Here is a 23,475-nt window from a genome sequence, read left to right on the forward strand (position 1 = left end):
CGTCGCTCCTTATTCGGCCGGTGTGGATTGGGTGGCCTTGTCGCCGTCATCCTTGGCTTTCTTGCCTCGGAGCAGACGACCGATCCGCTGTCCGCCCTCGACGAGGCCGCCGGGCAGGAAGATCACCACGGCCATGAAGATGAGGCCGAGCGTCAGGTGCCAGCCCTTGCCGATGAAGGGGTAGACGATGGTGATGACGAAATCCTCGAGCCCGTCGGGCATGAAGGCGAACCATTCGTGCAGGATGTCCTTGTTGATCTTCGACAGGATGTTTTCCATGTACTTGATCGCGCCCGAGCCGAGGACGGGGCCGATGAGGGTGCCCGCGCCGCCGAGGATGGTCATCAGGACGACCTCACCGCTCGCGGTCCAGAACATGCGTTCCGGGCCGGCCTGCGTGTCCATCGCCACCAGAAGGCCGCCGGCAAGGCCGGCATACATGCCCGAGATCACGAAGGCCGCCAGCGTGTAGGGCCGCGCGTTGAGGCCGGTATAGTACATCCGCGTCTGGTTGGATTTCACCGCCCGCAGCATCGTGCCGAAGGGCGAGCGGAAGATCCGGATCGAGAGGTAGAAGGCGATGATCATGAAGGCCGCCGCGATGTAGTAGCCCATGTTGATGGTAAAGAGCCAGTCGCCGAAGGACAGGTCGAAACCCGCGCGCATATCCATACCGAAAAGATTGGCGCGGCCGATCTCGCCCGGCTCCAGGTTAGACAAGAGCGGGCTGTCGGTGGACTTGATCTGAAGGCCGGTTTCGCCGCCGGTGATCGGGGTCAGCACCGAGTAGGCCAGCGCATAGGACATCTGCGCGAAGGCCAGGGTCAGGATCGAGAAGTAGATGCCCGAGCGCCGCAGCGAGATATAGCCCACGGCGAGCGCGAAGAGGCCCGCGACGATCACGCCGAGGATGATCGCCGGGATCACGTTGAGCGTGACCAGCTTCATCATCCAGATCGCGGCGTAGGAGCCCACCCCGAGAAAGGCCGCGTGGCCGAAGGAAAGGTACCCGGTGAGGCCGAAGAGGATGTTGAAGCCGATGGCGAAGATCCCGTAGATCACGAAGCGCTGCATCAGGTCGGGATAGCCCGCGTTGAACTGTGCCAGGCCCGAGTTCTCGGGGAACGGGTTGAGGATGAAGGGGGCCAGCAGGGTGATCGCGATGACGATCAGCAGCAGGCGGAAGTCTTTGGCGTTGAGACCGAGCATGGCTTAGTCCTCCATCACGCCCTTGCGGCCCATCAGGCCACGCGGACGTGTCAGCAGAATGATGATGGCAACCAGGTAGATGATGATCTGGTTGATGCCGGGCAGCACTTCGAGCACTTCGCGCATGGAGGCGAAGCTTTCGAGAATGCCCAGAAGGAAACCGGCCAGCACGGCGCCCGGAAGCGAGCCCATGCCGCCGACCACGACCACCACGAAGCTGAGCACGAGGAAATCCATGCCCATGTGGTAATTGGGCGAATTGATCGGCGTGTACATGACGCCCGCAAGACCCGCCACGGCGGCGGCGAGGCCGAACATGATGGTGAAGCGGCGGTCGATGTTGATGCCCAGAAGCTGCACGGTCTCGCGGTCGGCCATGCCGGCGCGGACGACCATCCCGAAGGTGGTGAATTGCAGGAAGGCGAAGACGGCGCCGATGATGATGGCGGCGAACACGAAGTAGATGATCCGCCAGTAGGGGTAGATCACCACGTTGGGGTCGAGCCCCAGCATGGCGCCGAAATCGAACGATCCGCGGAACGCATCCGGGGCGGGCGTCGGGATCGGGTTGGCGCCGTAGTAGAACTTGATGATTTCCTGCAGGACGATGGCGAGGCCGAAGGTCACCAGGATCTGGTCCGCATGGGGGCGGCGGTAGAAATGCTTGATCAGGCCACGTTCCATGATCACGCCGATCAGCATCATCACCGGAATGGCGAAAAGGATCGAGAGCGGCACGGCCCAGTCGATGATCGCGTCCCCCGTGGCTTGGCCGAACCAATCGTATACGTAGGGCACCTGGACTTCGAGCGGGTTGCCGAGGAAGTCGGTTTGCGTTTCGTCGACGACGGTGCGGGAGAGCGTGAGAATGCGGCTCAGCGTGACGGCGCAGAACGCACCGATCATGAACAGTGCGCCATGCGCGAAGTTCACGACGCCCAACGTGCCGAAGATCAGCGTCAGGCCGAGCGCGATCAGCGCATAGGCCGAGCCTTTGTCCAGGCCATTGAGAACTTGCAGGATAATGGCTTCCATCGAAGTGCCCCTCGGGTTTGCAGAGATGCCGGTTATGGTCACGGACGCGCGCGGGGCGCGTGGTCCGGCTTGGTGGTGGACGCGGGCGCGGCAAGCGCGCCCGCGTCGGATTTTGTCAGCTCACATCTGTGCGATCAGGCGCCCGGGTTGCATTCGCCCAGGGATGCCTCTGCGCCGCCCATCTGCGGGTGGTCGGGGGCATAGGTCACCTGGTCGACCGGGGTCACCTCGACGATTTCGAGCAGGTCGAATTCGCTTTCGGGGTTCTCTTTCCCGCGCACGACCAGCACGTCCTTGAAGCACTGGTGATCCTCGGCGCGGTAGAGCGTCTTGCCGTTGCCCATGCCGTCGAATTCGAAGCCTTCCAGGGCCTCGGCCACGGCGCAGGGGTTGAACGACCCGGCGCGTTCCACGGCATCGGCATAGAGCATCGCCTGGACGTAGCAGGTATGCGCGGCCTGGGACGGCGGGAAGCCGTACTTGGTGCCAAAGGATTTGACGAACGCCTTGGAGCCTTCGTCCTGCAGCGACCAGTGCCAGTTGGTGGAACCGAAGATGCCCTTCACGTTGGCACCGGCGCCCTTGGCCATCAGGCGGCTGTAGAGCGGAACGACGATTTCGAAGTTCTTGCCGTTCACCTGCTTTTCACGCAGGCCGAACTGAACAGCGTTGGTCAGCGAGTTCACCATGTTCCCGCCGTAGTGGTTCAGCACCAGCACGTCGGCGCCCGATTGCAGCACCGGCGCGATGTAGGACGAAAAGTCCGTCTGGGTCAGCGGCGTCTTCACCGCGGCGACGGTTTCCCAGCCCATGGCCTCGGTCGAGGCGCGCACGGCTTCCTCGGTGGTATAGCCCCAGTTGTAGTCGGCGGTCAGGTGATAGGCCTTGCGGTCGGTGCCGTAGTTGGCGGCCAGCACCGGCGCCAGCGCGGCGCCCGACATGTAGGAATTGAAGAAGTGGCGGAAACCGTTGGCCTTGCGGTCCTTGCCGGTGGTGTCGTTGGAGTGGGTGAGACCTGCCATGAAGATGATGCCGGCCTCCTGGCAGAGCGCCTGAACGGCCACGGCCACGCCCGAGGACGACCCGCCGGTCACCATAACGGCGCCGTCTTTCTCGATCATCGACTTGGCCGAGGCGCGGGCCGCGTCGGCCTTGGTCTGGGTGTCGCCGGTGACGTATTCGACTTTCTTGCCCAGGATGCCGTTGCCTTGCAGGGCGTTGGACGAGAAGGTGCTCATCATGCCGCCGTCGCCGCCGCCGTTCAGGTGCTCGACAGCCAGTTCGTAGGCGCGCAGTTCGTCGGCGCCCTCATCGGCGTAGGGGCCGGATTGGGGCACGTTGAAGCCCAGCTTGACGGTGTCGCCTGTGGGTTCGTTGGTAAAGGCCGCGGCGGAGCTTGCCGTGAAGATGGTCGGCAGCGCGACGCCGGCGCCGGCAATGGCGCTGGTTTTCAGCAGACCACGGCGCGTGAGGTCAGTTTTGGACATTGAATCCCTCCCTAGAGTTTTTCGCGGCCGGGGCTCCTCAGGCCCGGCCGGACGCACAAACGTGCTATCGGCATTATTGGAGGCAGCTGAAAACCGTTCAACAAGGGCCTTTCCGCAAACGTTTTTTTTGTAAATAGAATCTTCAACGCAGCGCAGAAATCTGTAAATTACTTTTCAGCCGTCGCGGAAACGATTGAATTAAAGAGGAATCGGACATGGCCGAGCCAGGGATGGCTGGAACACGCATAAGGCAGCGGCGGCTGGTGGCCGGGCTGAAGCAGGCCGAGCTGGCCGAGGCGGCCGGAATATCGCCCAGCTATCTCAACCTGATCGAGCACAACCGGCGTCGAATCGGAGGTCGCACGCTGTTGCAGATCGCCGAGGCGTTGGGCGTGGAGCCCGCGACTCTGACCGAGGGCGTGGAATCCGAACTCCTGGCGGCCTTGCAGGAGGCGGCGGGAGACGCGGAGGCCGACGATGATCTGGCACATGCCGCGCCCGAGCTGGACCGGATTGAGGAATTCGTCGGGCGGTTTCCGGGCTGGGCCGGGCGGCTGGCCGATCTGGGCCGGAAACGCGATGCGCTGGAGAGAACCGTCAAGGCGCTGAGCGAACGGCTGGCGCACGACCCGGAACTGTCGGCCACGCTGCACGAGGTCATTTCGGCGGTGACATCTATCCGCTCGACCGCGTCGATCCTGGCGGAGACGCGCGAGCTGGAGCCGGAATGGCAGATGCGTTTTCACCGCAACATCAACGAGGACGGTGCGCGCCTGGCCGAGGGCGCCGAGGCGCTGATGCGCTACCTGGAGGCCGCGCCCGAGGCCGGGGCGGAAGTGACCTCGCCGCAGGACGAGATGCACGCCTTTCTGGAACGGCACGGGTTTCACTTTCCGCAGCTCGAGGGATGGGGCGCCGAGTCGCGGATCGAGTCTATGCTGGGGCAGGTCGAGAACCGGGCCGCGCGGGCCCTGTCGCGCGCGGCGCTGACGCAGTACCTGGAGGACGCCCGCGCCTTGCCGCGCGACGACATGCAGACCGCGCTGGACGCGCATGGGCTGGCACCGGATGCGATTGCGCACGCCACTGGGACGAGCCTGGCGCAGGTTTTCCGCCGCCTGGCCACGCTGCCCGAGGACATGGTCGGGCCCGTGGGCCTGATCGTGGTCGACGGGGCGGGCGCGTTGATCCTGCGCAAGACGGTCATGGGGTTCACCACGCCGCGCAGCGGGGCGGGCTGTGCGCTTTGGCCTCTCTACGAGGTTCTGGGCCAGCCCGGCCGGCCGGTGCAGGCGGCGCTTCTGCAGGGCGACCTGCGCGTGCGCGCGATGGCCGTGGCCGAGGAGACGGTGCCTGCCAGCTTTGCCTCCCCGCCGTTGATGCGGGCCTACATGCTGATCCTTCCCGAGCCACGGGGGACGGACCGGGCGCAGGCGCGGCCTGTGGGGGTGACCTGCCGGATCTGTCCGATCGCGGGCTGCGCGGCGCGGCGCGAGGGGTCGGTCCTGCGGGACGCGTTCTGAGTGATGACCTTTTGACAGGCGACACGAGTTTCGCAATAGTCGTCGGACGGGAGACGAAATTGATCGGAGGGGAGGCCGGTTAGATGGGCAAGACCGTGCTTCTGATCGAGGACGAGCAGAACATCATCGAGGCCGTGAGCTTTATCCTGTCGCGTGACGGCTGGGAGGTGAAGACCCATGCCAACGGCCAGAACGCGATGGAGGCGGTGCGCGCGAGAGAGCCGGACGTGGTGATCCTGGACGTGATGCTGCCGGGCAAGAGCGGCTTCGACATCCTGTCCGAGATCCGCGCCGAGGCGCGGTTCGAGCGGCTGCCGGTTCTGATGCTGTCCGCCCGCGGGCAGGCCAAGGACGTGGAAATGGCGAAGCGCGCGGGCGCGGACCGCTACATGACCAAGCCCTTTTCCAATGCCGAGGTTTTGGACGCGGTGCGCGCCCTGGTGCCGTCATGAGCCGTGACGGCGGACCGATATTCCTGGCGCGGCGGGCCTATTTTCAGCGCCGGATGATGGATGCGGCCCGGCTCTTGCCGGTGCTGGGGGCGGGCATGTTCGTGCTGCCGCTCTTGTGGAAGTCGGGCGAGGGCGCACGCACGGTCGCCGTGATGTTCTACATCTTCCTGTGCTGGGTTCTTCTGATCGGCCTGGGCTGGATCGTCTCGCGGCGGCTGTCCCCGGCGGATGCGCCGGACGCGCTCGGGGCCGGCACCGCGTCGGAACATCAGGTGCGCCCGTCCCGGGAGGGGTGAATGGGCGCGCTGAACGTCATTGTCCTGGTCAGCCTGCTGTACGTGGCGCTGCTGTTCTGCGTGGCCTTCGCCGCCGACCGCGCCGCCGCGCGGGGCCGGGGAACCTGGCTGCGCTCGCCCATCGTCTACACGCTGTCGCTGTCCATATACTGCACCGCCTGGACGTTTTACGGGGCGGTGGGGTTCGCCGCGCGGTCAGGGCTGGAATACCTGACGATCTACCTGGGACCGACATTGGTGATGGTGGGCTGGTGGTGGACCCTGCGCAAGATGGTGCGGGTGGGGCGCAGCCAGCGGATCACCTCGATCGCCGACCTGATTTCCAGCCGGTTCGGCAAGTCGAACGCGCTGGCGGTGTTCGTGACCGTCCTCGCCGTCATCGGCACCACGCCCTATATCGCGCTGCAGCTTCAGTCGGTGACGATTTCCTTCGCGGCCTTCGCCGCCGCCGATCCGACCCACACCGGGGAGATCAGCGAGACGGCGACGGCGCTGTGGGTCGCGGTGGGGCTGGTGGTGTTCACCATCCTGTTCGGGACGCGCAACCTCGATGCCAACGAGCGGCATCACGGTCTGGTCATGGCCATCGCGCTGGAGGCGGTCGTGAAGCTGTGCGCGCTGCTGGCGGTGGGCATCTTCGTGGTCTGGGGCCTTGCGGGAGGCGTTGACGAGACCCTGGCGCGAATCGACCAGAGCGCCATCGCCCGCTGGGACGTCCCCGGAAGCCGCTGGGTGGGGCTGACGCTGCTCTCGGCGGCGGCGTTCATGTGCCTGCCGCGGATGTTCCAGGTGATGGTGGTGGAAAACGAGGACGAGGAGCATCTGCGCACTGCGTCCTGGGCGTTTCCGACCTACGTCATGCTGATGAGCCTTTTCGTGGTGCCCATCGCGGCGGTGGGGCTGGACCTGAGCCCCGCCGGTGCCAACCCGGACCTGTTCGTGCTGACGCTGCCGTTGGAGAACGGGCAGGAAGGTCTGGCGGTGCTGTCCTTTCTGGGGGGGTTCAGCAGCGCCACCTCGATGGTGATCGTGGCCGCGATTGCCCTGTCGACAATGGTATCGAACCACGTGGTGATGCCGGTCTGGCTGTGGATGTCCGGCGGAAGTGCCGTCATTTCGGGCGACGTGCGGCAGGTGGCGATCCGCGCGCGGCGGTTGTCGATCGGCGTGATCCTGTTCCTGGGCTATCTCTATTTCCGGGTGTCGGGCGGCGGAACGGCGCTGGCGGCCATCGGCCTGATCTCGTTCGTCGGCGTGGCGCAGTTCCTGCCGGCGTTGCTGGGCGGGTTGTTCTGGCGGGGTGCCAACCGGCGCGGGGCGCTGGCCGGGCTGTCGGTGGGCTTCGCGATCTGGATGTACAGCCTGTTCCTGCCCAGCTTCGGCGCGTCGGCCGTGATGCCGCAAGCGGTTCTGGACGACGGGATGATGGGGCTGTCGTGGCTACGGCCGCAGGCGCTGTTCTGGGCCGCCGGCATGGACCCGGTGGTGCATGCGTTCATGTGGAGCCTGTCGCTGAACATCGTTGTTTTCGTCGTCGTGTCGCTGGTCAGCTTCCCGCAGCCGGTGGAGCGGCTTCAGGGCGCCCAGTTCGTCAACGTGTTCGAGCATTCCGCCACGTCGGGCGGCTGGACCGGGGGGCTGGCGCAGAGCGAGGACCTGATGATCATGGCGCAGCGGATCATGGGCGCTAAGGAGGCGCAGGCGCTGTTCGCCGAGGCCGCGCGCGAGCAGGGGGTCGGCGGCTATCTGCCGGAACCGACGCCGGATTTCCTGAGCCGGCTGGAACGGTCATTGGCGGGCTCGGTGGGCGCCGCGACGGCGCATGCGATGATCAGCCAGATCGTCGGTGGCGCCAGCGTGTCGGTCCAGGACCTGATGGCGGTGGCGGACGAGACCGCGCAGATCATGGAATATTCCAGCCAGCTGGAGATGAAGACCGAGGAACAGGCCCGGACCGCGCGGCAGCTGCGGCAGGTGAACGAGAAGCTGACCCAGATTTCGGTGCAGAAGGACGCTTTCCTGAGCCAGATCAGCCACGAGTTGCGCACGCCGATGACGTCGATCCGGGCGTTCTCGGAAATCCTGCGCGACGGGGGCGACATGCCGGAGGCCGAACAGCGGCGCTATGCCTCGATCATCCACGACGAGGCGATCCGGCTGACGCGGCTGCTGGACGACCTGCTGGACCTGAGCGTGCTGGAGAACGCGCAGATCGTCCTGAGCCTCGAAGACGGCGAGCTTGGTCCCCTGCTGGACCGGGCGGCGGTGGCGGCGGGCCTGACCGACAGCGGCATGGTGATGCACCGCGATGCCGAAGCAGACCGGGTGCGAGTGCACACCGATACGGACCGGCTGGCGCAGGTGTTCATCAACCTCATGTCGAACGCGCGGAAATATTGCGATGCCGACGTCCCGCGGCTGGACATCCGCGTGGCCGAGCGCAACGAAACGCTGTTCGTGGATTTCATCGACAATGGCAGCGGCATCCCCACAGACCAGCAGGGGACGATCTTCGAGAAGTTCGCGCGGGTCAGCGAGACCAAGGCGGGAGGCGCTGGCCTTGGGCTGGCGATTTGCCGCGAGATCATGGCGCGGCTGGGCGGGGGCATCGAATACCTGCCCGGGCAGGATGGCGGCGCGTTCCGGGTCTATCTGCCGATGGCGGAGGGCGCCGCGGCCCAGGCGGCGCAATAGGCGGCCGGCACGTTTTTTCGCGGAACCTGCGGGCGGATATCAATCCTATCGTAACCTTCTTGCGCTTAGCTGCCGCCGATCACCGGGGCCGGACGGCAGGCGTGGCCTGACCGGCGCGGTATGACGGCGATACGCGCGACACCACAGGAAGGAACGCGACTGGTCATGAGCGCAGAGCCCGCGGAGAGTGCATCTGTCATCCATCGCAAGGCCAAGGTGGCCCGCGACGAATTCGACGCGCGTGAAATGTCGCCGTCCAAGGCGTTGCGGCTGGCCTTGGCCAAGGCGGCCTCGGCGCAGTTCGAGCTGTCGCTTGTCGTGCGGATGGTCGAGCATGAAGGCGTGGCGCTGACCGGGATCGAATCCGTCGCCGGCGAGGACAGCCTGCTGATCCTGCTGGATGGCCTGGACGGTCCGCCCGGGGCGATCAAGCTGGACCTGCAGTTCGTGATGGCGCTGATCGAGGTTCAGCTGATGGGGGAAGTCCGGCAAGGCGCGGCGAAACCGCGCCCTTTCACCCCGACCGATGCGGCGATCGTCCAGCCTTTGATGAACGCGGTCCTGGAAGGGTATGCCGATCAGGTGGATGCGTGCGATCGGATGCCGCGGGCGGCGCGCTTCCGCTTTGGCGACCGGCTGGAGAACGGGCGTGCCCTGGCGCTGGCGCTCTGGGCGCCGGACTATGACCTTTACCGTCTGAACGTGGATTTCGGGCCGGGGGCGAAGACCGGCGTGATGGAACTGATCCTGCCCGAGCGCCCGCCCGAGCCGGAGGCAGAGACGAATGACGGCACCACGCTGGCCCGCAAGCTGGAAGAGAACGCGATGAACGCGCCGGTGATGCTGGACGCGGTCCTGGCCCCGCTGCGCCTGCCGTTGAACGAGATTTGCGGCTGGGCGCCGGGAACGCTTTTGAAGCTTTCGCCGGAGACCGTGACCGGCGCACGGGTGATCGGGGCGAAAGGGCACAAGGTGGCGCCGGCGGCGCTGGGGCAGCTCAACGGGTTCCGCGCCGTGCGCATGGTGCTGAAATCCGAACCCGGGGATGACAGCACCGAGCGCGGCGATGGGTCCGGTGGCTCCGCCATGCAGGAGGCTGGCGGTCGATCGAGTGGAGAGGGCGCGGCCGGGTCGGATCAGCCGGACTATTCAGACGCGCCCGCATTGTCGGACCTGACGGATCTGCCCGATCTGCCTGGCCTGCAGGACCTGGATGACCTGCCGGACCTTGGCGAAGGTGAGAGCGACCTGCCGGAGTTGCCGGGTATTGATGACGCCCGGTCGGAGCATGGCGAGGAGGACGGCGCACTGGACGCCCTGGTCGAGGAAGAGCTGGCCCGCGCCGCTGCGCGGTTCGAGGTCGAGGGAGAAGACGACGATCTGCCGATGCCGGGCGGACCGAGCCTTGGCGCGCCGGTGACCTGAGGCCCTCGACGCTGTGCAGGCGGCGTTTTGGGGCCGGTCGCAGGCCCGCCGACCGTGACGGATGCAAAGCACCGCGCCAATGGACGGACGCGGCCCGGACCCCTTGCAGGATGAGGCTGAGGGCCGATGCACGGCCCGACCGTGCGCGCCTGCGCCCAAAACGTGAGCGGGATCGGGCCGAGACCGGGGAAAACCGGCTTTTCGTGCGTCGGCATGCTTCTATTGAGGTGACGGTTCATGCTACGGTTGTGGCGCGAGGCCTGCGGTCACTTCGACCGGACGCGGCAGGCCGCCACTGGGAGGAGTTGCCATGACAAAGTTATCTCAGGAGATCAAGCAATTGCACCGTCAGATCCTGGATCTGAGCGAAGGTGAACGGTACCGTCTGCAGCCGCGCCTGGCAGGGCTTCTGGGGCAGATGCGCCACGCCGGAGAGCCGGTGCCCGCCGCCATGCAACGTCTGAACGAGACGCTTCTGGATGAGGCGATTGAGGCACAGTTCGAGAATATGCCTGTCTGAACCGCGTCCAAGTGGCTCAAATCATTTGCATATAGCTGGTGCCGCGCTGTCTAGTGGCGGCAATGTTCAAGTTGCCACGGGGCGCAAAGAGCCGTGTCCGAAGTGAATTACGAGGTGGCCGATGGCGTCGCCGTCCTGCGTCTGGCGCGGGGCGAGGCGAATGCCCTGTCTCCGGAGATGCGCGCGGAGCTGGCCGCCGCGCTGAGCCGTGCCGCGGAAGATGCAGAGGTGCGGGCGGTCGTTCTGACCGGAGCCGGGGGCACGTTCAGCTCCGGTGTGGACCTGGCCGAATACGACGGCCCGTTGGCGCCCCCATGGCTCGACGTTCTGACACAGCGGATCGAGACCCATTCCAAGCCCGTGATCGCGGCGCTGGACGGCAACGCACTGGGGGCGGCATTCGAGCTGGCGCTGGCATGTCACGCGCGGGTCGCGCGGGCGGGAAGCCGCGTCGCCTTGCCCGAAGTCGCGCTGGGCATGATGCCGAGCGGCGGCAGCACGCAACGCCTGCCGCGTTTGCTGGGGGCACAGGCGGCGCTGGAATTCCTTTTGACGGGACGGTCCGTCGCGGTGGAAGAGCCACGGCTGGCCAAACTATTCGCAGAGGTGACGACGGAGGCGCCGCTCGAGGCCGCGCTGAGCCTCGCGCGGCGCTTTGCGCAGGCGCCGGATTTCGCGCGTGTCTGGCGGATAGAGCGGGGGTTCTCGGATCCGGCCGCCTATCGCCGGGCCGTGACCGAGGTGGCGGCACGGATCGACACGCGCGACAGCGCCGAAGCCGATATCGTTCGCTGCGTCGAGGCGGCGCAGCTGTTGCCGTATGCGCAGGGGCTGCAGTTCGAGGCCGCGGCCTTCGAGGCGCGCCTGGCGCGTGCCGACGCGCGGGCGGCCCGGCATCTTTACGCCGCGGAACGGCGGGCCGGTGTCTGGCCCGAAGCGCAGCACGGCACGGCGCGGCAGATCAAGACAGTGGTGCTGGTCGGGTCCGATCCGGTGCTGCCGGAGCTGGCGGTCCATGCGCTGGACAACGACCGGCGCGTGGCCATCCTGGCGGCCGGCCCGGCAGGCGAGGCGATGACGGCACGCGCGCGGGCGGTCTATGAAGGCGCCGTGGTTCGCAAGCGCATGACCGAGGCCGAGCGCGACGCGCGGCTGGCCCGGCTGAGCCATGGCGGTGATCCGGCGGTCCTGATGGCGGCGGATTTGGTCCTGGATGGCGGTGGCGGCGATGTCGGGGGATATCCGGTGCGCAAGGGCGCGGTCTGGTGCATTGTATCGGGACGCGACCGATCGGCATCGCGCCGGGCGCAACTGGGGCAGCGGGTTCCGGTGCTGGCGTTGCGCGCCTATCGCCCCGCGCATGTGCGCCCGTTGGTGGAACTGGCGGTGCCGGAGAGCGCGGACCCGGACGCGGTGATGACGGTGGGGCAGTATTTTGCCGGGGCCGATCGCTGCGTGTTGCGCAGTGCGGACCGGCCCGGGATGCTTGGCCACCGCCTGATGGGGGCGGTGCAGCGGGCGGCGCTGGCGCTGCTGCGGGCCGGGGCCCCGGCGGAGGCGGTCGAGGCGGCGGCGCGCAGGTTCGGATTTGCGCGCGGGCCGCTGGAACTGGTCGAGGTGGACGGGATCGGCGTGACCGTGGCGCGGTTGCGCCGGATCTTCGGCGGTGTGCCGGAACTGGCGTTGCTGGACGCCCGGGCCGACGCCGTGGCCGCCGGCAAGACGCCCGGCCAGGGCTTTTACGCATCGCAGGGGCAGGCGCTGGTGCCCGATCCGGGGCTGGCGGACTGGATAGGGGCATGGCGCGAGGGGCAGCTTGATCTGCCCGATCTTCCGGACGTACCTCTGGATGTTGCGCTGAACGCCGCAATCCTGGCCGAAACCGGGCGAATGCTGGAGGACGATACCGCTGCGCGCGCCTCGGATATCGACCTGTGCATGGTGCGGGGCTATGGGTTTGACGCGACGCGGGGCGGTCCGATCCTGGCGGCGGAGGCGGACGGGCTGTTGCGCTACGTACGGGCCATGAAGGCGCTCATTCCGCTTGCCCCGGCGCTGTGGACACCGCCCGTTGAGCTGGAGGAGATGGTCAAGTACGGTCAGCGGTTTTTTGGTGCCGGCGCTGGGCCCTAGCCGAGGGTGATCCCGAGGATTACCAGCATCAGGCCTATGACCGACAGGAACAAGGCACCCGTGTTGACCGGCAGAATGCGCTGCAGGGCGGCGCGCAGCTCTTCATCGGACAGGCCCGCGCGGCGGGCGCGGACCACGCGCAGGATGCACCATACCAGCAGGGCGAGGCCGGCCAGCGTGACCGCGGCTCCGAGCCAGATCAGAATTTCCATCAGGGGTCTCCGCGTTGGTCTTGCCGGTGCATTTTCGGGTAGCGCATCGCGCCCCGGGTCGCAAGGCGCAGGGTGCGAAAACGGGCTTGCGGGGCCGGGGGCGCGCTTGTAGTCAGGGGGCCATCCCCCGGACCTTGGAGAGCCGTCATGGACGATCAGATTCCGCAAAGCAGCGCCGACAGCAGCTATCGTGTCACCGCCGACGAGCTGCGCCAGTTCATCGAACGCTTCGAACGGCTGGAGCAGGAGAAAAAGGACATCGCCGAACAGCAGAAAGAGGTGATGGCCGAGGCCAAGGCGCGCGGATACGACACCAAGGTGATGCGCAAGGTGATCGCACTGCGCAAGCGCGACAAGGACGATATCGCCGAAGAAGAGGCGGTCCTGGAGATGTACAAGGAAGCGCTGGGGATGTGAGCCGGCCCGAGGGGCGGTTGGTCCGCCTCGCGTTCTGACCGGCATGCGTGGGTTGGCACCCACCCTACGAGAAAGGGCGCCCGGCCCGCGTCTACGGGGCGATGAACTGGACGCCCTGGATGCGCTCGATTTCGTAGACGTCTTCGTCGTAGGCCTCGGACAGGGTATCGACCAGTTCCGCCGTCCAGCCGGGCAGGTCGAGCTCTTCCTCGATCTCTTCGTCCTTCACGAACTTGTCGAGAAAGGCGGAGATGACCCGACGCTTCTGGATTTCGGTCATGCCGGGATGTGAGGCGAGATAGGTCTCGAACCGTTTCATGCCCGCAGACGTCATGATTTCCTGAAGCAGCGCGAATTCGCCTTCGAATTGGGCGTGGGGATCGAGGCCCGCCATCTCGCGCACGACCTGTGACCAGATCAAGGGGCTGTCCTCGTTGCACCAGACGGTGATGGGCATTTCGGGGAAGGCGCGCCGGAAGCGGGCGATGGTTTCGGACCAGCGGAATGCGGCAGGCTCCACGCCGTTCAGGAAATCGGCCATCGAGTCATGCGGCGTTTTCGCGAAAAGCGCGGGCAGATGGGTCGCGGGGTCGCGCAGGCCCAGGAAGAGCTCGAGCTGATCGTTGGCGAATATCTCCTGGAAGGCCGCGATCCGCATTTCGGCGGCGGGATAGAACATGCCCTGGCCCACGGCCATCTTGGGCGTGCCGAAGAAGGCCTGGTTCGACAGGACGAGCCGGTCATTGCCAGGATCGTGGTCGACCGCGGCCAGCACCTCGTTGCGCGTCTCGGCGGTGAGTCCGCTATCGGACACGGTGTTGAGGATATCCCGCAAAAGCTTGCGATAGGATTTCGGATCGGGGACGTCGGTGCCGATTTCGGCCAGCATCTCGCGGTTCGCCATCAACGTTTCGATCAGGCGATCCTCGTCCGTCATATGCGCCCCGGCGTGGATAACCACTTGCATTCTGTCACTTTCCCGTCTTGAGCGTGCCGCCGCAATATAGAGGCTTTTGCGTGCAGTTAAACCGCTTTCGGCACCGTGCAGGGGACCGCAAGATTTCGTCTTGCGGTTCGTGCCCGGGATGCGTAATCAGACCGTCAGTGCCCCTATAGCTCAGCTGGTAGAGCAACTGATTTGTAATCAGTAGGTCCGCGGTTCGAGTCCGTGTGGGGGCACCATTTTCCAGATGGACACTGTCTTGGGCCGCTTCAGGCTATTCGGGACGTGGGTTTCCTTCGCATCCGAACCTGCCCTCTGCCCGCAGCGCACGGGTACCTGGCGGCCCGGTCCGAGCCACCGGGTTGCCGTCTGTCGGTCGAGTCGCTTTTATCGCAGGCCTTCGCGGGCGATGACGCGGGAGACGTCGAGGACCAGCTGGCCTCGGGCGCGGGCAAGCGCGGGGGTGCCGCCCTCGAGATCATAGGGCACCGCAAGCTCGAAGATGCCCGACCGTTCGCGTCGGCCGTCGGGGACGCCGACGAAATACTGGCCCGATCCGCGGAAGTTGCCATCGGCCCCCGCCACCAGGCTTTCGAAGCGCACTTCGAGGCGCGCGTCGGGCAGTTCCTCGAACGGCCAGGGCTCGGACGCGACACGGGCGCCGGACAGCCGCGCAAGGTTGCGCGCGATCTCGAGCGCCACGGCGCGTTCCGGCGCGTCCGCCCAGCGGACGTTCGCGTCGGTCACAAGCTTGCCGTCCTCATCCTCGACCGCGATTTCATCGGCCGCGGCATATGCGGGCAGCGACACCTCGCGCACCTCGACCGTCCGGAACGAGATGCGGATCGTGTCGGCGACCTGGGGCGCTGCCACCGGGTAAAGATCGGCGGAGGGGCCGCCACAGGCGGCGGCCAGCGCGGTCATGGCGGCAAGGGCGAAGGGGCGGATACGGGTCATTGTCATCTTCCTCGAATTAGCGCGCTGGGGTTGCGTTCCAGCATTCGGGCCAGAGACGTCAGGGCGTCCGCTGCCTGCGAGATGTCCCGCAGGGCGGCCTGGGCCTCGCGGCTGAGCGTTTCGCCCTTGTTGTAGCCGGCGATCGTCACGCTGGCCTGGTTCAGGACATTGCCGAGACGCTCGACCAATGCCGGAAGGTCCTCGGCCGAGGTGGCCACCGCATCGGCGGCGTCGCGGGCCGAGCCCAGCGTGGCGTTCAGGTTCTCGACCGCGCCGCCCTCGCGCAGTTCGGCCAGGGTGGCGTTGATCTCGTTCAGGGCCGCGCCCAGGTCGGCGGGCAGCTGGCGTGCGGCGTCGGTGTCGAGAATGGCCTCGGCAGAGGCGGCCAGTTCGGTCAGCTGGTTGGCCAGTTCCTCGACCGGAAGCGCCTCGGCCTTGGCGGCCACGGCCTCGATCTGCTCGACGAGGGTGGGGATGCCTTCGACCGAGGTGCTGACCCCGGTGGCGGCCTCCGCGGCGGCATCGACGGCGGCGACGAGGCGCTCCGTCAGTTCGGTTTCCTCGATATCCGCCAGCAGCGATTCGAGCCGGGTGGCGGACGCGTTGAGGGCGACGGGAATGTTCTTCACTTCCTCGGAGGCGACGATGCCGCGAATCTCGGACAGGATCGCACGCACCTCGCCAGGGGTTTCCTGAAGATCCTCGTTGGCCACCAGGGCCTGGGCGCTGTCGAGAAAGTCGATCGCGCTTCCCAGAAGTTCCTCGATCGGCAGGTTGTTGATGCGGGTGACCACGCCCTCGACCGTGGCGGCGGCGTCGATGATGTCGCTTTCCGTGGTCGGAATGTTCAGCAGGCCGTCCTGGGACGTGTCGGGTGTCACGGGCTCGGCCTCGTCGACCTGGGTGAGGTCGACCTTGAGCCCGCCGGTCAGGATGCTGGCATTGGTCAGACGGGCCCGCAGACCGTTTTCGATCCGCTCTTCCAGAAAGGCGCGGGCGGCTTCCGGCGTGACATCGTCTTGCAGCCCGAGGCGGGCGGGCTGGATTGCCATCACGACACTGAGGCGCACGCGGCTGTCGCCGAATTGCTCTTCGTCGATGACGCCGAGGACGTTTTGCACCTCGCCGATCTTGAGCCCGTTGATCTCGACCGGGGCTTCGACGGCAAGGCCGGACACGTTCTCGTCGAAGACGACACGAACCTCCAACGTCTCGACTTCCCTTGCCTGGAAGAGGCTGTTGCGGGCTTCGGCTTCGGACGCGTAGACGTCGAAGACGGTGCCGTTGGAGACAGGATCGCCACCTGACACGAACGTGTCGAAGGTCAGACCGCCGCTGACCAGCGTGGCGAGCGAGGAAAAGTCGATCTCGGCGCCCTGGGGGCCGACGGAAAAGGTAAAGCCCGAGGTTTCCCAGAAGCGGCTGGCGCTGGAGATGAGGCGGGTGTGTTCCTCGTAGATCAGGGCCTCGGCCACAGCGTAGTTGCCCTGTGGCGAGATGCTGGCCTTGCCGACACGGCCCACTTCGATGCCGCGGAACGTGATCGGGCTGTCATCGGTCATCTTTCCCTCGGGCGTGGTCCGCAGAACGATCTCGAGGCCGCCGCCGCCGGCGCGGAAGAGCGGCGCGTCGGCAAGCCCGTCGAAGCGGGTCTGAGGCGCGCCCGGCTTGCTGTCCCACGTGCCCTCGATGTAGACGCCCGACAGGACGGTATCGAGCCCCGTCACCCCGCGCGCCGTGACCTCGGGGCGGACGATCCAGAAACTGGCGGACACGTCGATGAAGTCTGCCACGTCCTTGTCGACGCGCACGGCGGCCACGACCGCCTCGAGGTCCTTGGAAAAGCGGACCTCCTCGACAATGCCGACGGCCACGTCGCGATAACGCAGTTCGGTTTCGCGTTCGGCGATGCCGGCGCCGTTCTCGAACACGATCTCGATCACGGGACCGCGCTCGCTGTAGGTCTGCCAGGCGACGGCAAGGGCGATCACGATGGCGAGCAGCGGGATGATCCATACGATCGAGACACGGCTGAGCCGCGGCTTGCTTTGTTTCTCGACCTGAACGGGGGGCGGTGTCTCACTCATCAGACGGTCCGGTCCGTGGTGTCTGCGCCGGTGTGGTCGTCGAGAGAGTCCGCTTCGCGGGATTGGACATCCCAGATCATGCGGCTGTCAAAAGCTTGGGCAGAGAGCATCGTGAAAATCACCGAAAGTGCAAAAAACAAACTGGCGCGACCCGGGTTGATGGCCGCCAATGTATTCAACTGCACCAAGGAGGACATGATGGCAACCACGAATATGTCGATCATCGACCAGCGTCCAATGTATTCAACGACTTCGTAGAGCAGCTGCCGCTGGTGCATGGAGATGCTGGAGACACGCCGGACCGAGATGGCCAGAAAGGCGATGGCCAAGAACTTGGCCACGGGGATGGCGACGCTGGCGATCAGGATGATGAGCGCGATACCGGGAGACCCGTAGTGGAAAAGCTCGATCGCGCCGCCGACGATGGTGTCTTCCTGCACGGTCAGAAGCGTGCGGGTTTGCAACATCGGGTACATGTTGGCCGGGATATAACACAGGAAACCGACGATCCAGAAGGCCCAGACCCGTTGCAGGCTGCCGGTGTCGCGCGATTGCAGGGGCTTGCCGCACCGGCCGCAGGCCTCGGTTCCGGCAGGCCAGACCTTGGTGCAGCGGGTGCAGGCGACGAGGCCCAGTTCGCGGGCGCTCTTTATGTCTTGGGTTTGTCCAGCGAGTTCCATACCGACCACCTGCACAGGAAATTATCCTGAACGACTACAAGAAAAACCAGGGCGCAAAACATCCAGAAGGCGGGCCCGAAGCCGACATCGGCCAGGTCCGTGATCTTGACCAGGGCCACAGCGCAGCCGATGGCGAAAATCTCGGCCATGGACCACGGGCGCATCGCCTCGGACAGGCGAAAGGCCTGCGTCGCGCCCCGCGCCGGTGGACGGTCGAGCACGATTGGGATCAGCACGTACATCGACAGCAGAACCCGCGCCAGCGGGATAAAGACGATCAAAGCCGCGGTGGCGAGGGCCAGGGCGATCATGGGGCCGTCGCTGAAGGCCAGCGCCGCGTCCAGGATCGAGACCGAGTTCGACGTGCCCGCGGCCGTGATCGTCAGAAAGGGAAAGACCGTCGCCGAGACGATCAGGATCGCCACGGTGAGCGACAGCGCGATGATCTGGAGCCCGGCCTTGCGCCGGGGCGTGATCAGCGCCGTGCCGCACCGTGCGCATTTGGCCCGCTCGCCAGCTTCGGGCCGGCGCAGGCTGTAGGCCGCATCGCATTGCGGGCAGACGATCACTTCGTCGAGATTGAGTGAGGTTTCGCGCATCACCACGATAATTAGTGTATCGCCACGGTTTGCAAGCGGCAATTCACGTGAGGCCCAAGCTGAATTCGGTGCAGGCCATGCTGTCGCGCGGATTGGTCGCGCCATGTTGCAGCTTCAGCGGCGCGGCAATGCCCGAAACTCCACGGCAGGAAGGCCTTGCGGCTCACGCCAAAGCCGCCACGATCGCGTCGAGTCCGTCGGTCAGCGCGGCGGGGCCGGGTTGCAGGATGAGGGGCGACTTGATCTCGTAGATGCGATTGTCGCGAACGGCGGGAATGACGTCCCAACCGGGGCGGGCGGCGATCTTCTCGGGGCGCACCTTCTTGCCGCACCACGATCCGATGATGATGTCGGGGGCGGCGGCGATGACCTGATCGGAAGTGACGAAGCGGTCGCGCGCCTTGTCCTTGGTCGCGAGTTCGGGGAAGGCGTCTTGCCCGCCGGCGATCTCGATCAGGTCCGAGACCCAGCCGATGCCGGAGATCATCGGCTCGTCCCATTCCTCGAAATAGACTTTCGGGCGGGGTTTGCCCGCCGCGTTGGCGGCAACCTGTGCCAGCCGGTCGCGGTAGTGATCGACCAATTGCGCCGCCTTGGCCTCTTGCCCCACGGTGGCGCCAAGGTGGCGGATCATGGCGAGGATGCCGTGCAGGTCGCGCTGGTTGTAGCCCATGACGGCGACGCCCTCGCGCAGCAGTTCGGCGGCGATATCGGCCTGAAGGTCGGAGAAGGTCAGCACGAGATCGGGCTGAAGCGCCAGGATCTTGGGGATGTCGGCGGAGGTGAAGGCCGAGACGCGGGGCTTTTCCTGGCGCACCCCCTTGGGCCGCACGGCATAGCCCGAGACGCCGACGATGCGGTCCTGTTCGCCAAGAATGTAGAGCGTCTCGACGGTTTCTTCCGTGAGGCAGACGATGCGTTCGGGAGGGAAGGTTTTCATGGGGTCTGATCCGCGCGGTTGGGTCCGGGCACGGTGCTAACACAGTTGGCCGGTGTGTCCATCCGGATCAAGGCTCAGCCTTGCGAGGTGTTGAGGTCCTGGATCAGGCGGCCGTGGCGGCGGGTTTCGGTGATGACGTGGCCGAAGGTGGTCAGGCCCTTGCCTTCGAGCAGGGGGATGAGTTTCACCAGCGCCTCGCCCGTCGCCTGCGCGTCCCCGAGGGCGGTGTGGCGCAGGTCGGGTGGAATGGTGATCCCGAGGCGGTCGCAGAGGGCGTCGAGGGAGTGTTCGGCGGTGGTGCCGAAGACGACGGCGGACAGCAGCACGGTGTCGAGGACGGGGTGGTCCCACGCGACGCCCATCCGGTCGGCGGCGCGGCGGAAGAAGCCGATGTCGAAGGGCGCGTTATGGGCGACCAGCACGGCGTCGCGGGCGAAATGGTGGAAATCGCGGCCCACGGTGTCGAAATCCGGGGCGGTCCGCACGTCGTCGTCGGTGATGCGGTGGATTTTCGTCGAGGCGGGCGGGATCGGGCGTTTGGGGTCGACATAGGTGTCGATGACCTCGCCCTCGACGATGCGCCCATTGAGGATGCGCACGGCACCGAGTTGGATCACGTGATCGTCCTGCGGCGATAGCCCGGTGGTTTCGGTGTCGAACGCAACACAGCAGAGTGAGCGCAGCGGCGTGTCGCGGATATCGCAGGCCTGCGCTGTTTCCATCAGGTCGAAGTCATAGACCAGCGGGCGGGCCTTGGTCGGGTCAACCTCGGTTTCCTGGGTGTCGAGAAGGAGCATGTAGCCGCCTTCGCCAAGTGGTTTCAGACGGACCTTATAGCGCCGGGCGCCAGAGTGGTCGTGAAGTTCGGTGGAGATTTCGGCCTTGGTCCTGCTCAATTGGTCTTGGGCGGCGGAGAGGCTGGCGGTATCGAAATAGTCGCGGAGCGGAGCCTTGAGGCGGGGCGGGGCGATTTGGCGGAGGATGTCGGCGGCCTGTCCGTCGTAGAGCACGATTTCCTGGGCCGGGTTCACGAGGATCGTGGCGACGGGGATCTCGGTGAGCAAGGCTGTCAGGCGCTTGGATTCCGTGCGCAGGCGTTCGGTTTCGCGGGCAACCTGTGCGGCCGTGTCCATGACGCCCGCGCTGAGCGTGCGAGTGACTGCGTCGGCGGCGGGGGCGAGATCACCGAGGTATTTTGTGCTTTCGGGGCACAGGTCCTTGTCGACGCCGGAATGGGCGCGCAGGCGGAGGTTGGCCGAGAGCATCTGGATGGGCTTGGCGAGGTTTTCATCAAACAGCAGCCAGACACCGGTCAGAAGCGCGGTGTTGAGAAGCGCGAAGACGATGAGGGCGGTGAGAAAGGGCGCGGCGGGAAGCGTGCCTTCGGCGCGCGACCAGCCGAACCAGAGCGCTGCGCCTGCCAGTGCCACCGCGCCCGTCGCCAGAAGGCAGAAGAACAGGAAGATGCGCAGGCGGAGGCTGAGGCGGGAGAGCATGTCAGGTCTCGCAGACGATACCGAGAAGCGGGTCGTCCTCGGGCAGGGGTTGCCAGTCGGCGTCGGTGACGGCGCCGTCTTGCGCGAACTCGGCCCCGTCGATCAGCAACGCCGAGCGGTTCGCAGTGCAGTCGAAGAGGACAGGCGCCTTGTTGACCGGCGCCCAGCGGCCGAAGAAGTAGATGTCGGCGATGGTCTGGCCGGGTTGATTGGCGTTGCGCCGGGCATTGCCGGTATCGACGGCGGCGAAGCGTTCGGTATAGGGCCAGATCTGGGTCCAGGGGCGGATCCAGCTTTGTTCGTCGATCGTGACGGCGATCTGCATGCCTTCGGGCAGGGCTTCGGCGGTGCGGTCGTACCAGGTGTACTCGTTGGAGATGGTCGCGGCGATCATGCCGAGACCTGCCGCCACGGGCGTGAGCCAGCGCGGCAGGCGGCGGCCCAAGGCGATGTTGACGATCATCAGAAGACCGGCGGCGGCGACGCCCGCGAAAATCGTGGCGATGAGTTCTATGAACATTTGCTTACCCTAACATGCCTTTGCCCGACGATACCGAGGATTGCATCGTCTTGACCACGACGAAGGCGTCGCGCAGGTGGCTGCGCTCGAAATCCGAGAGGGTGGAGGGATCGAGGAAGTTGTCGGGCAGATCGCCCGCCTTGACCTGTGCCGCCTGGTGGTCGAGCCGCATTGTGGCGATGAGGTCGTAGGCATCCAGAAGGTCGGCGCCGCCCGAGGTCGAGAGGTGACCGGCGGCCTGTGCGGCGACCAGCCGCGCGCGGGTATTGACCTGACGCAACTGGCCTTGCAGCGCGTAGACGCGGCCCAGGTCGGTTATGGGCACGACGCCGTTATGCTTGAGGTCGAGGCGGCGGCGATGCTCGCCCGACCGGATGGTGGCGAGACCCCGCAGGAGGCCCAGAGGGGGCTGGTGCTTGATCGAGTTGGAAATCATGTGCGCCGTGAAGATCGAGTTTTTCGCGGCCTTGGCGAGCGTGTCGGTTTGCAGCGTGTCGAAAAGCGTGGTGTCGCCGCCGATGGGGCGCAGGTCGAACATGACCGAGGCCAGCATCTGGGCCTCGGGGGCCGGGCGCGCGATCCAGTCGTCGAAATAGCCGCGCCACACGCGCAGGGGCTGACACCAGCGCGGGTTGGTCGCCATCATGTCGCCGGGGCAGTAGAAGTAGCCGCAGGTATCCAGTCCGTCGCTGACGAAATTGGCGAGGCTGGTGAAGTAGGGCATTTCGGCGTCGGTCACGTCATCGGAGAGGATCAGGCAGTTGTCCTGATCCGAGACGCCGGTCTGTTCCTGACGGCCCTGAGACCCGCAGGCGAGCCAGAGATAGGGGACGGGGGGCGGGCCGAGTTGCGCGTCGGCCAGTGTCAGCAGGCGGCGGGTGACGGTGTCGGCGATATCGGTAATGAGGCGCGTGACCACGTCATGCCGGTTGCCCGAGCCGACAAGCTGGGCCAGCAATTGCGGGATTTCCGCGGTGGCGCGCGCCATGGTGGCAGCGTCGGCGGCGCGGGCGATGCGGCCCACGAGGGCGCCGGACGAGAGAGCCTGCACGCGGGTGAGGTCGGTCTGCGTGACGATGCCCACCAGCCGGGTGCCTTCGGTTATGGGCACGTGGCCGATGCCGCGCTCCATCATCAGGTGCAGCACATCGGTACCGAGCGCATCGGGGCCGAGCGTCAAAGGCGCTTCGGTCATGATGCTGTAGATCGGGGCCGACGGATCGGTGCCTTGAGCCACGACCTTGCCGTTCATGTCGCGCACGGTGAGGATGCCGCGCAGGTCGCCGCCCTGGGTGATGCAAATCGACGAGATGTGGTGTTCGTGCATCTCCGCCGCCGCGTCGCGGATCGCGGTGGCGGGCGTGCAGGTGAGCGGATCGCGGGTCATCAACTCGGCCACGCGCAGGGTCGTGAGGTCCTTGCGGTCGCTGCGCGCGGGGCGGCGGCGGTCGAAGAAGCGGGCGACTTTGGCAGAGGACTTGATGAGGGCGAAAAGCGCGTCCGCCGGCATCACGATCAGCGTGGCGTCGGTGCGGGCGGTGGCGGTGCGGCTGGCAACATCCTCGCGCAGGAGCGCGCGTTCGCCGAAGGAATTGCGGGGGCCGAGCAGAGAGAGCTGGACGTCGGCCTCGTCGGTGATCTCGATCTCGCCGGTAACGACGATGTAGAGGCTGGCAACGGTGTCGCCCAGCCTGAAGAGGGTCGCGCCGGCGGAGACGTCGGCGGCTTCGCAGCGCGTGGACAGGTCATCCAGATCGCTGTCATCCAGGCTGTCATAGGGGTGAACCGAGCGCAGGAACTGCGTGAGGTCGCTCGAAAGGGGCATGGTCAAGGCCTCTGGAGGGGGTGGT

General features: G+C 66.2%; 21 protein-coding genes and 1 tRNA gene. 9 read left to right on the forward strand and 13 right to left on the reverse strand.

Going from position 1 to position 23,475, the window contains the following annotated elements:
* Nucleotides 1-9 precede the first annotated feature (9 nt).
* From ACQY4V_RS04645 to ACQY4V_RS04655, 3 genes are all read right to left on the reverse strand, one after another.
* Nucleotides 10-1,209 carry a branched-chain amino acid ABC transporter permease gene (locus ACQY4V_RS04645; RefSeq protein ID WP_428515730.1) on the reverse strand — a complete coding sequence of 400 codons (1,200 nt, stop codon included), beginning with the start codon at nt 1,207-1,209 and terminating at the stop codon, nt 10-12.
* Between the two features lie 3 nt (nt 1,210-1,212).
* On the reverse strand, nt 1,213-2,244 hold the full coding sequence (locus ACQY4V_RS04650; RefSeq protein WP_428515731.1) for a branched-chain amino acid ABC transporter permease: 1,032 nt from the start codon (nt 2,242-2,244) through the stop codon (nt 1,213-1,215).
* A 134-nt stretch (nt 2,245-2,378) separates the two neighbouring features.
* Complete coding sequence (locus ACQY4V_RS04655) at nt 2,379-3,731, reverse strand: ABC transporter substrate-binding protein (RefSeq protein ID WP_428515732.1); 1,353 nt, start codon at nt 3,729-3,731, stop codon at nt 2,379-2,381.
* A 215-nt stretch (nt 3,732-3,946) separates the two neighbouring features.
* Between ACQY4V_RS04655 and ACQY4V_RS04660 the strand changes: the two genes are divergently transcribed.
* From ACQY4V_RS04660 to ACQY4V_RS04690, 7 genes are all read left to right on the forward strand, one after another.
* Nucleotides 3,947-5,254: a helix-turn-helix domain-containing protein gene (locus ACQY4V_RS04660; protein ID WP_428515733.1), complete on the forward strand. Its 1,308-nt coding sequence runs from the start codon at nt 3,947-3,949 to the stop codon at nt 5,252-5,254.
* An 83-nt stretch (nt 5,255-5,337) separates the two neighbouring features.
* On the forward strand, nt 5,338-5,706 hold the full coding sequence (locus ACQY4V_RS04665) for a response regulator transcription factor (RefSeq protein ID WP_152491971.1): 369 nt from the start codon (nt 5,338-5,340) through the stop codon (nt 5,704-5,706).
* Nucleotides 5,703-6,002 carry a hypothetical protein gene (locus ACQY4V_RS04670; RefSeq protein WP_428515734.1) on the forward strand — a complete coding sequence of 100 codons (300 nt, stop codon included), beginning with the start codon at nt 5,703-5,705 and terminating at the stop codon, nt 6,000-6,002. Before ACQY4V_RS04665 ends, ACQY4V_RS04670 begins: the two co-directional genes overlap by 4 nt.
* On the forward strand, nt 6,003-8,696 hold the full coding sequence (locus tag ACQY4V_RS04675; RefSeq protein WP_428515735.1) for an ATP-binding protein: 2,694 nt from the start codon (nt 6,003-6,005) through the stop codon (nt 8,694-8,696).
* Nucleotides 8,697-8,861: 165 nt separating this feature from the next.
* Nucleotides 8,862-10,121 carry a FliM/FliN family flagellar motor switch protein gene (locus ACQY4V_RS04680; protein WP_428515736.1) on the forward strand — a complete coding sequence of 420 codons (1,260 nt, stop codon included), beginning with the start codon at nt 8,862-8,864 and terminating at the stop codon, nt 10,119-10,121.
* Between the two features lie 310 nt (nt 10,122-10,431).
* Entirely contained in the window at nt 10,432-10,641 is a 210-nt protein-coding gene (locus tag ACQY4V_RS04685) for a hypothetical protein (protein ID WP_152491974.1), read from the forward strand.
* Nucleotides 10,642-10,734: 93 nt separating this feature from the next.
* Complete coding sequence (locus ACQY4V_RS04690) at nt 10,735-12,774, forward strand: enoyl-CoA hydratase-related protein (RefSeq protein ID WP_428515737.1); 2,040 nt, start codon at nt 10,735-10,737, stop codon at nt 12,772-12,774.
* Here the strand turns inward: ACQY4V_RS04690 and ACQY4V_RS04695 are convergent.
* Nucleotides 12,771-12,986, reverse strand: coding sequence for a hypothetical protein (locus tag ACQY4V_RS04695; protein WP_152491976.1), 216 nt, complete (start codon nt 12,984-12,986; stop codon nt 12,771-12,773). The genes ACQY4V_RS04690 and ACQY4V_RS04695 overlap by 4 nt on opposite strands.
* Nucleotides 12,987-13,133: 147 nt before the next feature.
* On the opposite strand from ACQY4V_RS04695, the gene ACQY4V_RS04700 reads away from it, so the two are divergent.
* Nucleotides 13,134-13,403: a DUF2312 domain-containing protein gene (locus ACQY4V_RS04700; RefSeq protein WP_152491977.1), complete on the forward strand. Its 270-nt coding sequence runs from the start codon at nt 13,134-13,136 to the stop codon at nt 13,401-13,403.
* A gap of 91 nt (nt 13,404-13,494) precedes the next feature.
* On the opposite strand, the gene ACQY4V_RS04705 is transcribed toward ACQY4V_RS04700, so the two are convergent.
* The gene (locus tag ACQY4V_RS04705) at nt 13,495-14,370 is read right to left on the reverse strand and encodes a hypothetical protein (protein ID WP_428515738.1); all 876 of its coding nucleotides are present in this window, start codon (nt 14,368-14,370) and stop codon (nt 13,495-13,497) included.
* Between the two features lie 139 nt (nt 14,371-14,509).
* Between ACQY4V_RS04705 and ACQY4V_RS04710 the strand changes: the two genes are divergently transcribed.
* Nucleotides 14,510-14,585: transfer RNA gene (locus ACQY4V_RS04710), tRNA-Thr, on the forward strand.
* A gap of 148 nt (nt 14,586-14,733) precedes the next feature.
* Here the strand turns inward: ACQY4V_RS04710 and ACQY4V_RS04715 are convergent.
* The 8 genes from ACQY4V_RS04715 to ACQY4V_RS04750 all read right to left on the reverse strand — a co-directional run bounded on the left by ACQY4V_RS04715 (nt 14,734) and on the right by ACQY4V_RS04750 (nt 23,450).
* A complete protein-coding gene (locus tag ACQY4V_RS04715) occupies nt 14,734-15,303 on the reverse strand; it encodes a PqiC family protein (protein ID WP_428515739.1) in 570 nt (189 codons plus the stop codon).
* Between the two features lie 2 nt (nt 15,304-15,305).
* The gene (locus tag ACQY4V_RS04720) at nt 15,306-17,390 is read right to left on the reverse strand and encodes an MlaD family protein (RefSeq protein WP_428515740.1); all 2,085 of its coding nucleotides are present in this window, start codon (nt 17,388-17,390) and stop codon (nt 15,306-15,308) included.
* Nucleotides 17,390-18,070 (reverse strand): paraquat-inducible protein A, encoded by a 681-nt coding sequence (locus ACQY4V_RS04725; protein ID WP_428515741.1) that lies wholly within the window; start codon nt 18,068-18,070, stop codon nt 17,390-17,392. The genes ACQY4V_RS04720 and ACQY4V_RS04725 overlap by 1 nt, the downstream gene beginning before the upstream one ends.
* Nucleotides 18,040-18,669 carry a paraquat-inducible protein A gene (locus ACQY4V_RS04730; RefSeq protein ID WP_152491981.1) on the reverse strand — a complete coding sequence of 210 codons (630 nt, stop codon included), beginning with the start codon at nt 18,667-18,669 and terminating at the stop codon, nt 18,040-18,042. Before ACQY4V_RS04730 ends, ACQY4V_RS04725 begins: the two co-directional genes overlap by 31 nt.
* A 163-nt stretch (nt 18,670-18,832) precedes the next feature.
* Entirely contained in the window at nt 18,833-19,609 is a 777-nt protein-coding gene (locus ACQY4V_RS04735) for a cobalamin-binding protein (RefSeq protein WP_428515742.1), read from the reverse strand.
* A gap of 74 nt (nt 19,610-19,683) precedes the next feature.
* Nucleotides 19,684-21,105, reverse strand: coding sequence for an exonuclease domain-containing protein (locus ACQY4V_RS04740; protein ID WP_428515743.1), 1,422 nt, complete (start codon nt 21,103-21,105; stop codon nt 19,684-19,686).
* A gap of 1 nt (nt 21,106) precedes the next feature.
* The gene (locus ACQY4V_RS04745) at nt 21,107-21,625 is read right to left on the reverse strand and encodes a hypothetical protein (RefSeq protein ID WP_428515744.1); all 519 of its coding nucleotides are present in this window, start codon (nt 21,623-21,625) and stop codon (nt 21,107-21,109) included.
* 4 nt (nt 21,626-21,629) lie between these two features.
* Entirely contained in the window at nt 21,630-23,450 is a 1,821-nt protein-coding gene (locus ACQY4V_RS04750) for a DUF294 nucleotidyltransferase-like domain-containing protein (RefSeq protein WP_428515745.1), read from the reverse strand.
* Between the last annotated feature and the right edge of the window lie 25 nt (nt 23,451-23,475).

The organism is Roseovarius sp., from assembly GCF_965277045.1.
Taxonomy (GTDB): Bacteria; Pseudomonadota; Alphaproteobacteria; order Rhodobacterales; family Rhodobacteraceae; genus Roseovarius.

Coding starts and splice junctions, on each gene's coding strand:
- ACQY4V_RS04665 (WP_152491971.1), top strand. CDS start 5,338: ATGGGCAAGACCGTGCTTCTGATCGAGGACGAGCAGAACATCATCGAG.
- ACQY4V_RS04730 (WP_152491981.1), bottom strand. CDS start 18,669: ATGCGCGAAACCTCACTCAATCTCGACGAAGTGATCGTCTGCCCGCAA.
- ACQY4V_RS04725 (WP_428515741.1), bottom strand. CDS start 18,070: ATGGAACTCGCTGGACAAACCCAAGACATAAAGAGCGCCCGCGAACTG.
- ACQY4V_RS04740 (WP_428515743.1), bottom strand. CDS start 21,105: ATGCTCTCCCGCCTCAGCCTCCGCCTGCGCATCTTCCTGTTCTTCTGC.
- ACQY4V_RS04670 (WP_428515734.1), top strand. CDS start 5,703: ATGAGCCGTGACGGCGGACCGATATTCCTGGCGCGGCGGGCCTATTTT.
- ACQY4V_RS04695 (WP_152491976.1), bottom strand. CDS start 12,986: ATGGAAATTCTGATCTGGCTCGGAGCCGCGGTCACGCTGGCCGGCCTC.
- ACQY4V_RS04680 (WP_428515736.1), top strand. CDS start 8,862: ATGAGCGCAGAGCCCGCGGAGAGTGCATCTGTCATCCATCGCAAGGCC.
- ACQY4V_RS04645 (WP_428515730.1), bottom strand. CDS start 1,209: ATGCTCGGTCTCAACGCCAAAGACTTCCGCCTGCTGCTGATCGTCATC.
- ACQY4V_RS04750 (WP_428515745.1), bottom strand. CDS start 23,450: ATGCCCCTTTCGAGCGACCTCACGCAGTTCCTGCGCTCGGTTCACCCC.
- ACQY4V_RS04650 (WP_428515731.1), bottom strand. CDS start 2,244: ATGGAAGCCATTATCCTGCAAGTTCTCAATGGCCTGGACAAAGGCTCG.
- ACQY4V_RS04705 (WP_428515738.1), bottom strand. CDS start 14,370: ATGCAAGTGGTTATCCACGCCGGGGCGCATATGACGGACGAGGATCGC.
- ACQY4V_RS04655 (WP_428515732.1), bottom strand. CDS start 3,731: ATGTCCAAAACTGACCTCACGCGCCGTGGTCTGCTGAAAACCAGCGCC.
- ACQY4V_RS04675 (WP_428515735.1), top strand. CDS start 6,003: ATGGGCGCGCTGAACGTCATTGTCCTGGTCAGCCTGCTGTACGTGGCG.
- ACQY4V_RS04735 (WP_428515742.1), bottom strand. CDS start 19,609: ATGAAAACCTTCCCTCCCGAACGCATCGTCTGCCTCACGGAAGAAACC.
- ACQY4V_RS04660 (WP_428515733.1), top strand. CDS start 3,947: ATGGCCGAGCCAGGGATGGCTGGAACACGCATAAGGCAGCGGCGGCTG.
- ACQY4V_RS04700 (WP_152491977.1), top strand. CDS start 13,134: ATGGACGATCAGATTCCGCAAAGCAGCGCCGACAGCAGCTATCGTGTC.
- ACQY4V_RS04720 (WP_428515740.1), bottom strand. CDS start 17,390: ATGAGTGAGACACCGCCCCCCGTTCAGGTCGAGAAACAAAGCAAGCCG.
- ACQY4V_RS04715 (WP_428515739.1), bottom strand. CDS start 15,303: ATGACCCGTATCCGCCCCTTCGCCCTTGCCGCCATGACCGCGCTGGCC.
- ACQY4V_RS04685 (WP_152491974.1), top strand. CDS start 10,432: ATGACAAAGTTATCTCAGGAGATCAAGCAATTGCACCGTCAGATCCTG.
- ACQY4V_RS04745 (WP_428515744.1), bottom strand. CDS start 21,625: ATGTTCATAGAACTCATCGCCACGATTTTCGCGGGCGTCGCCGCCGCC.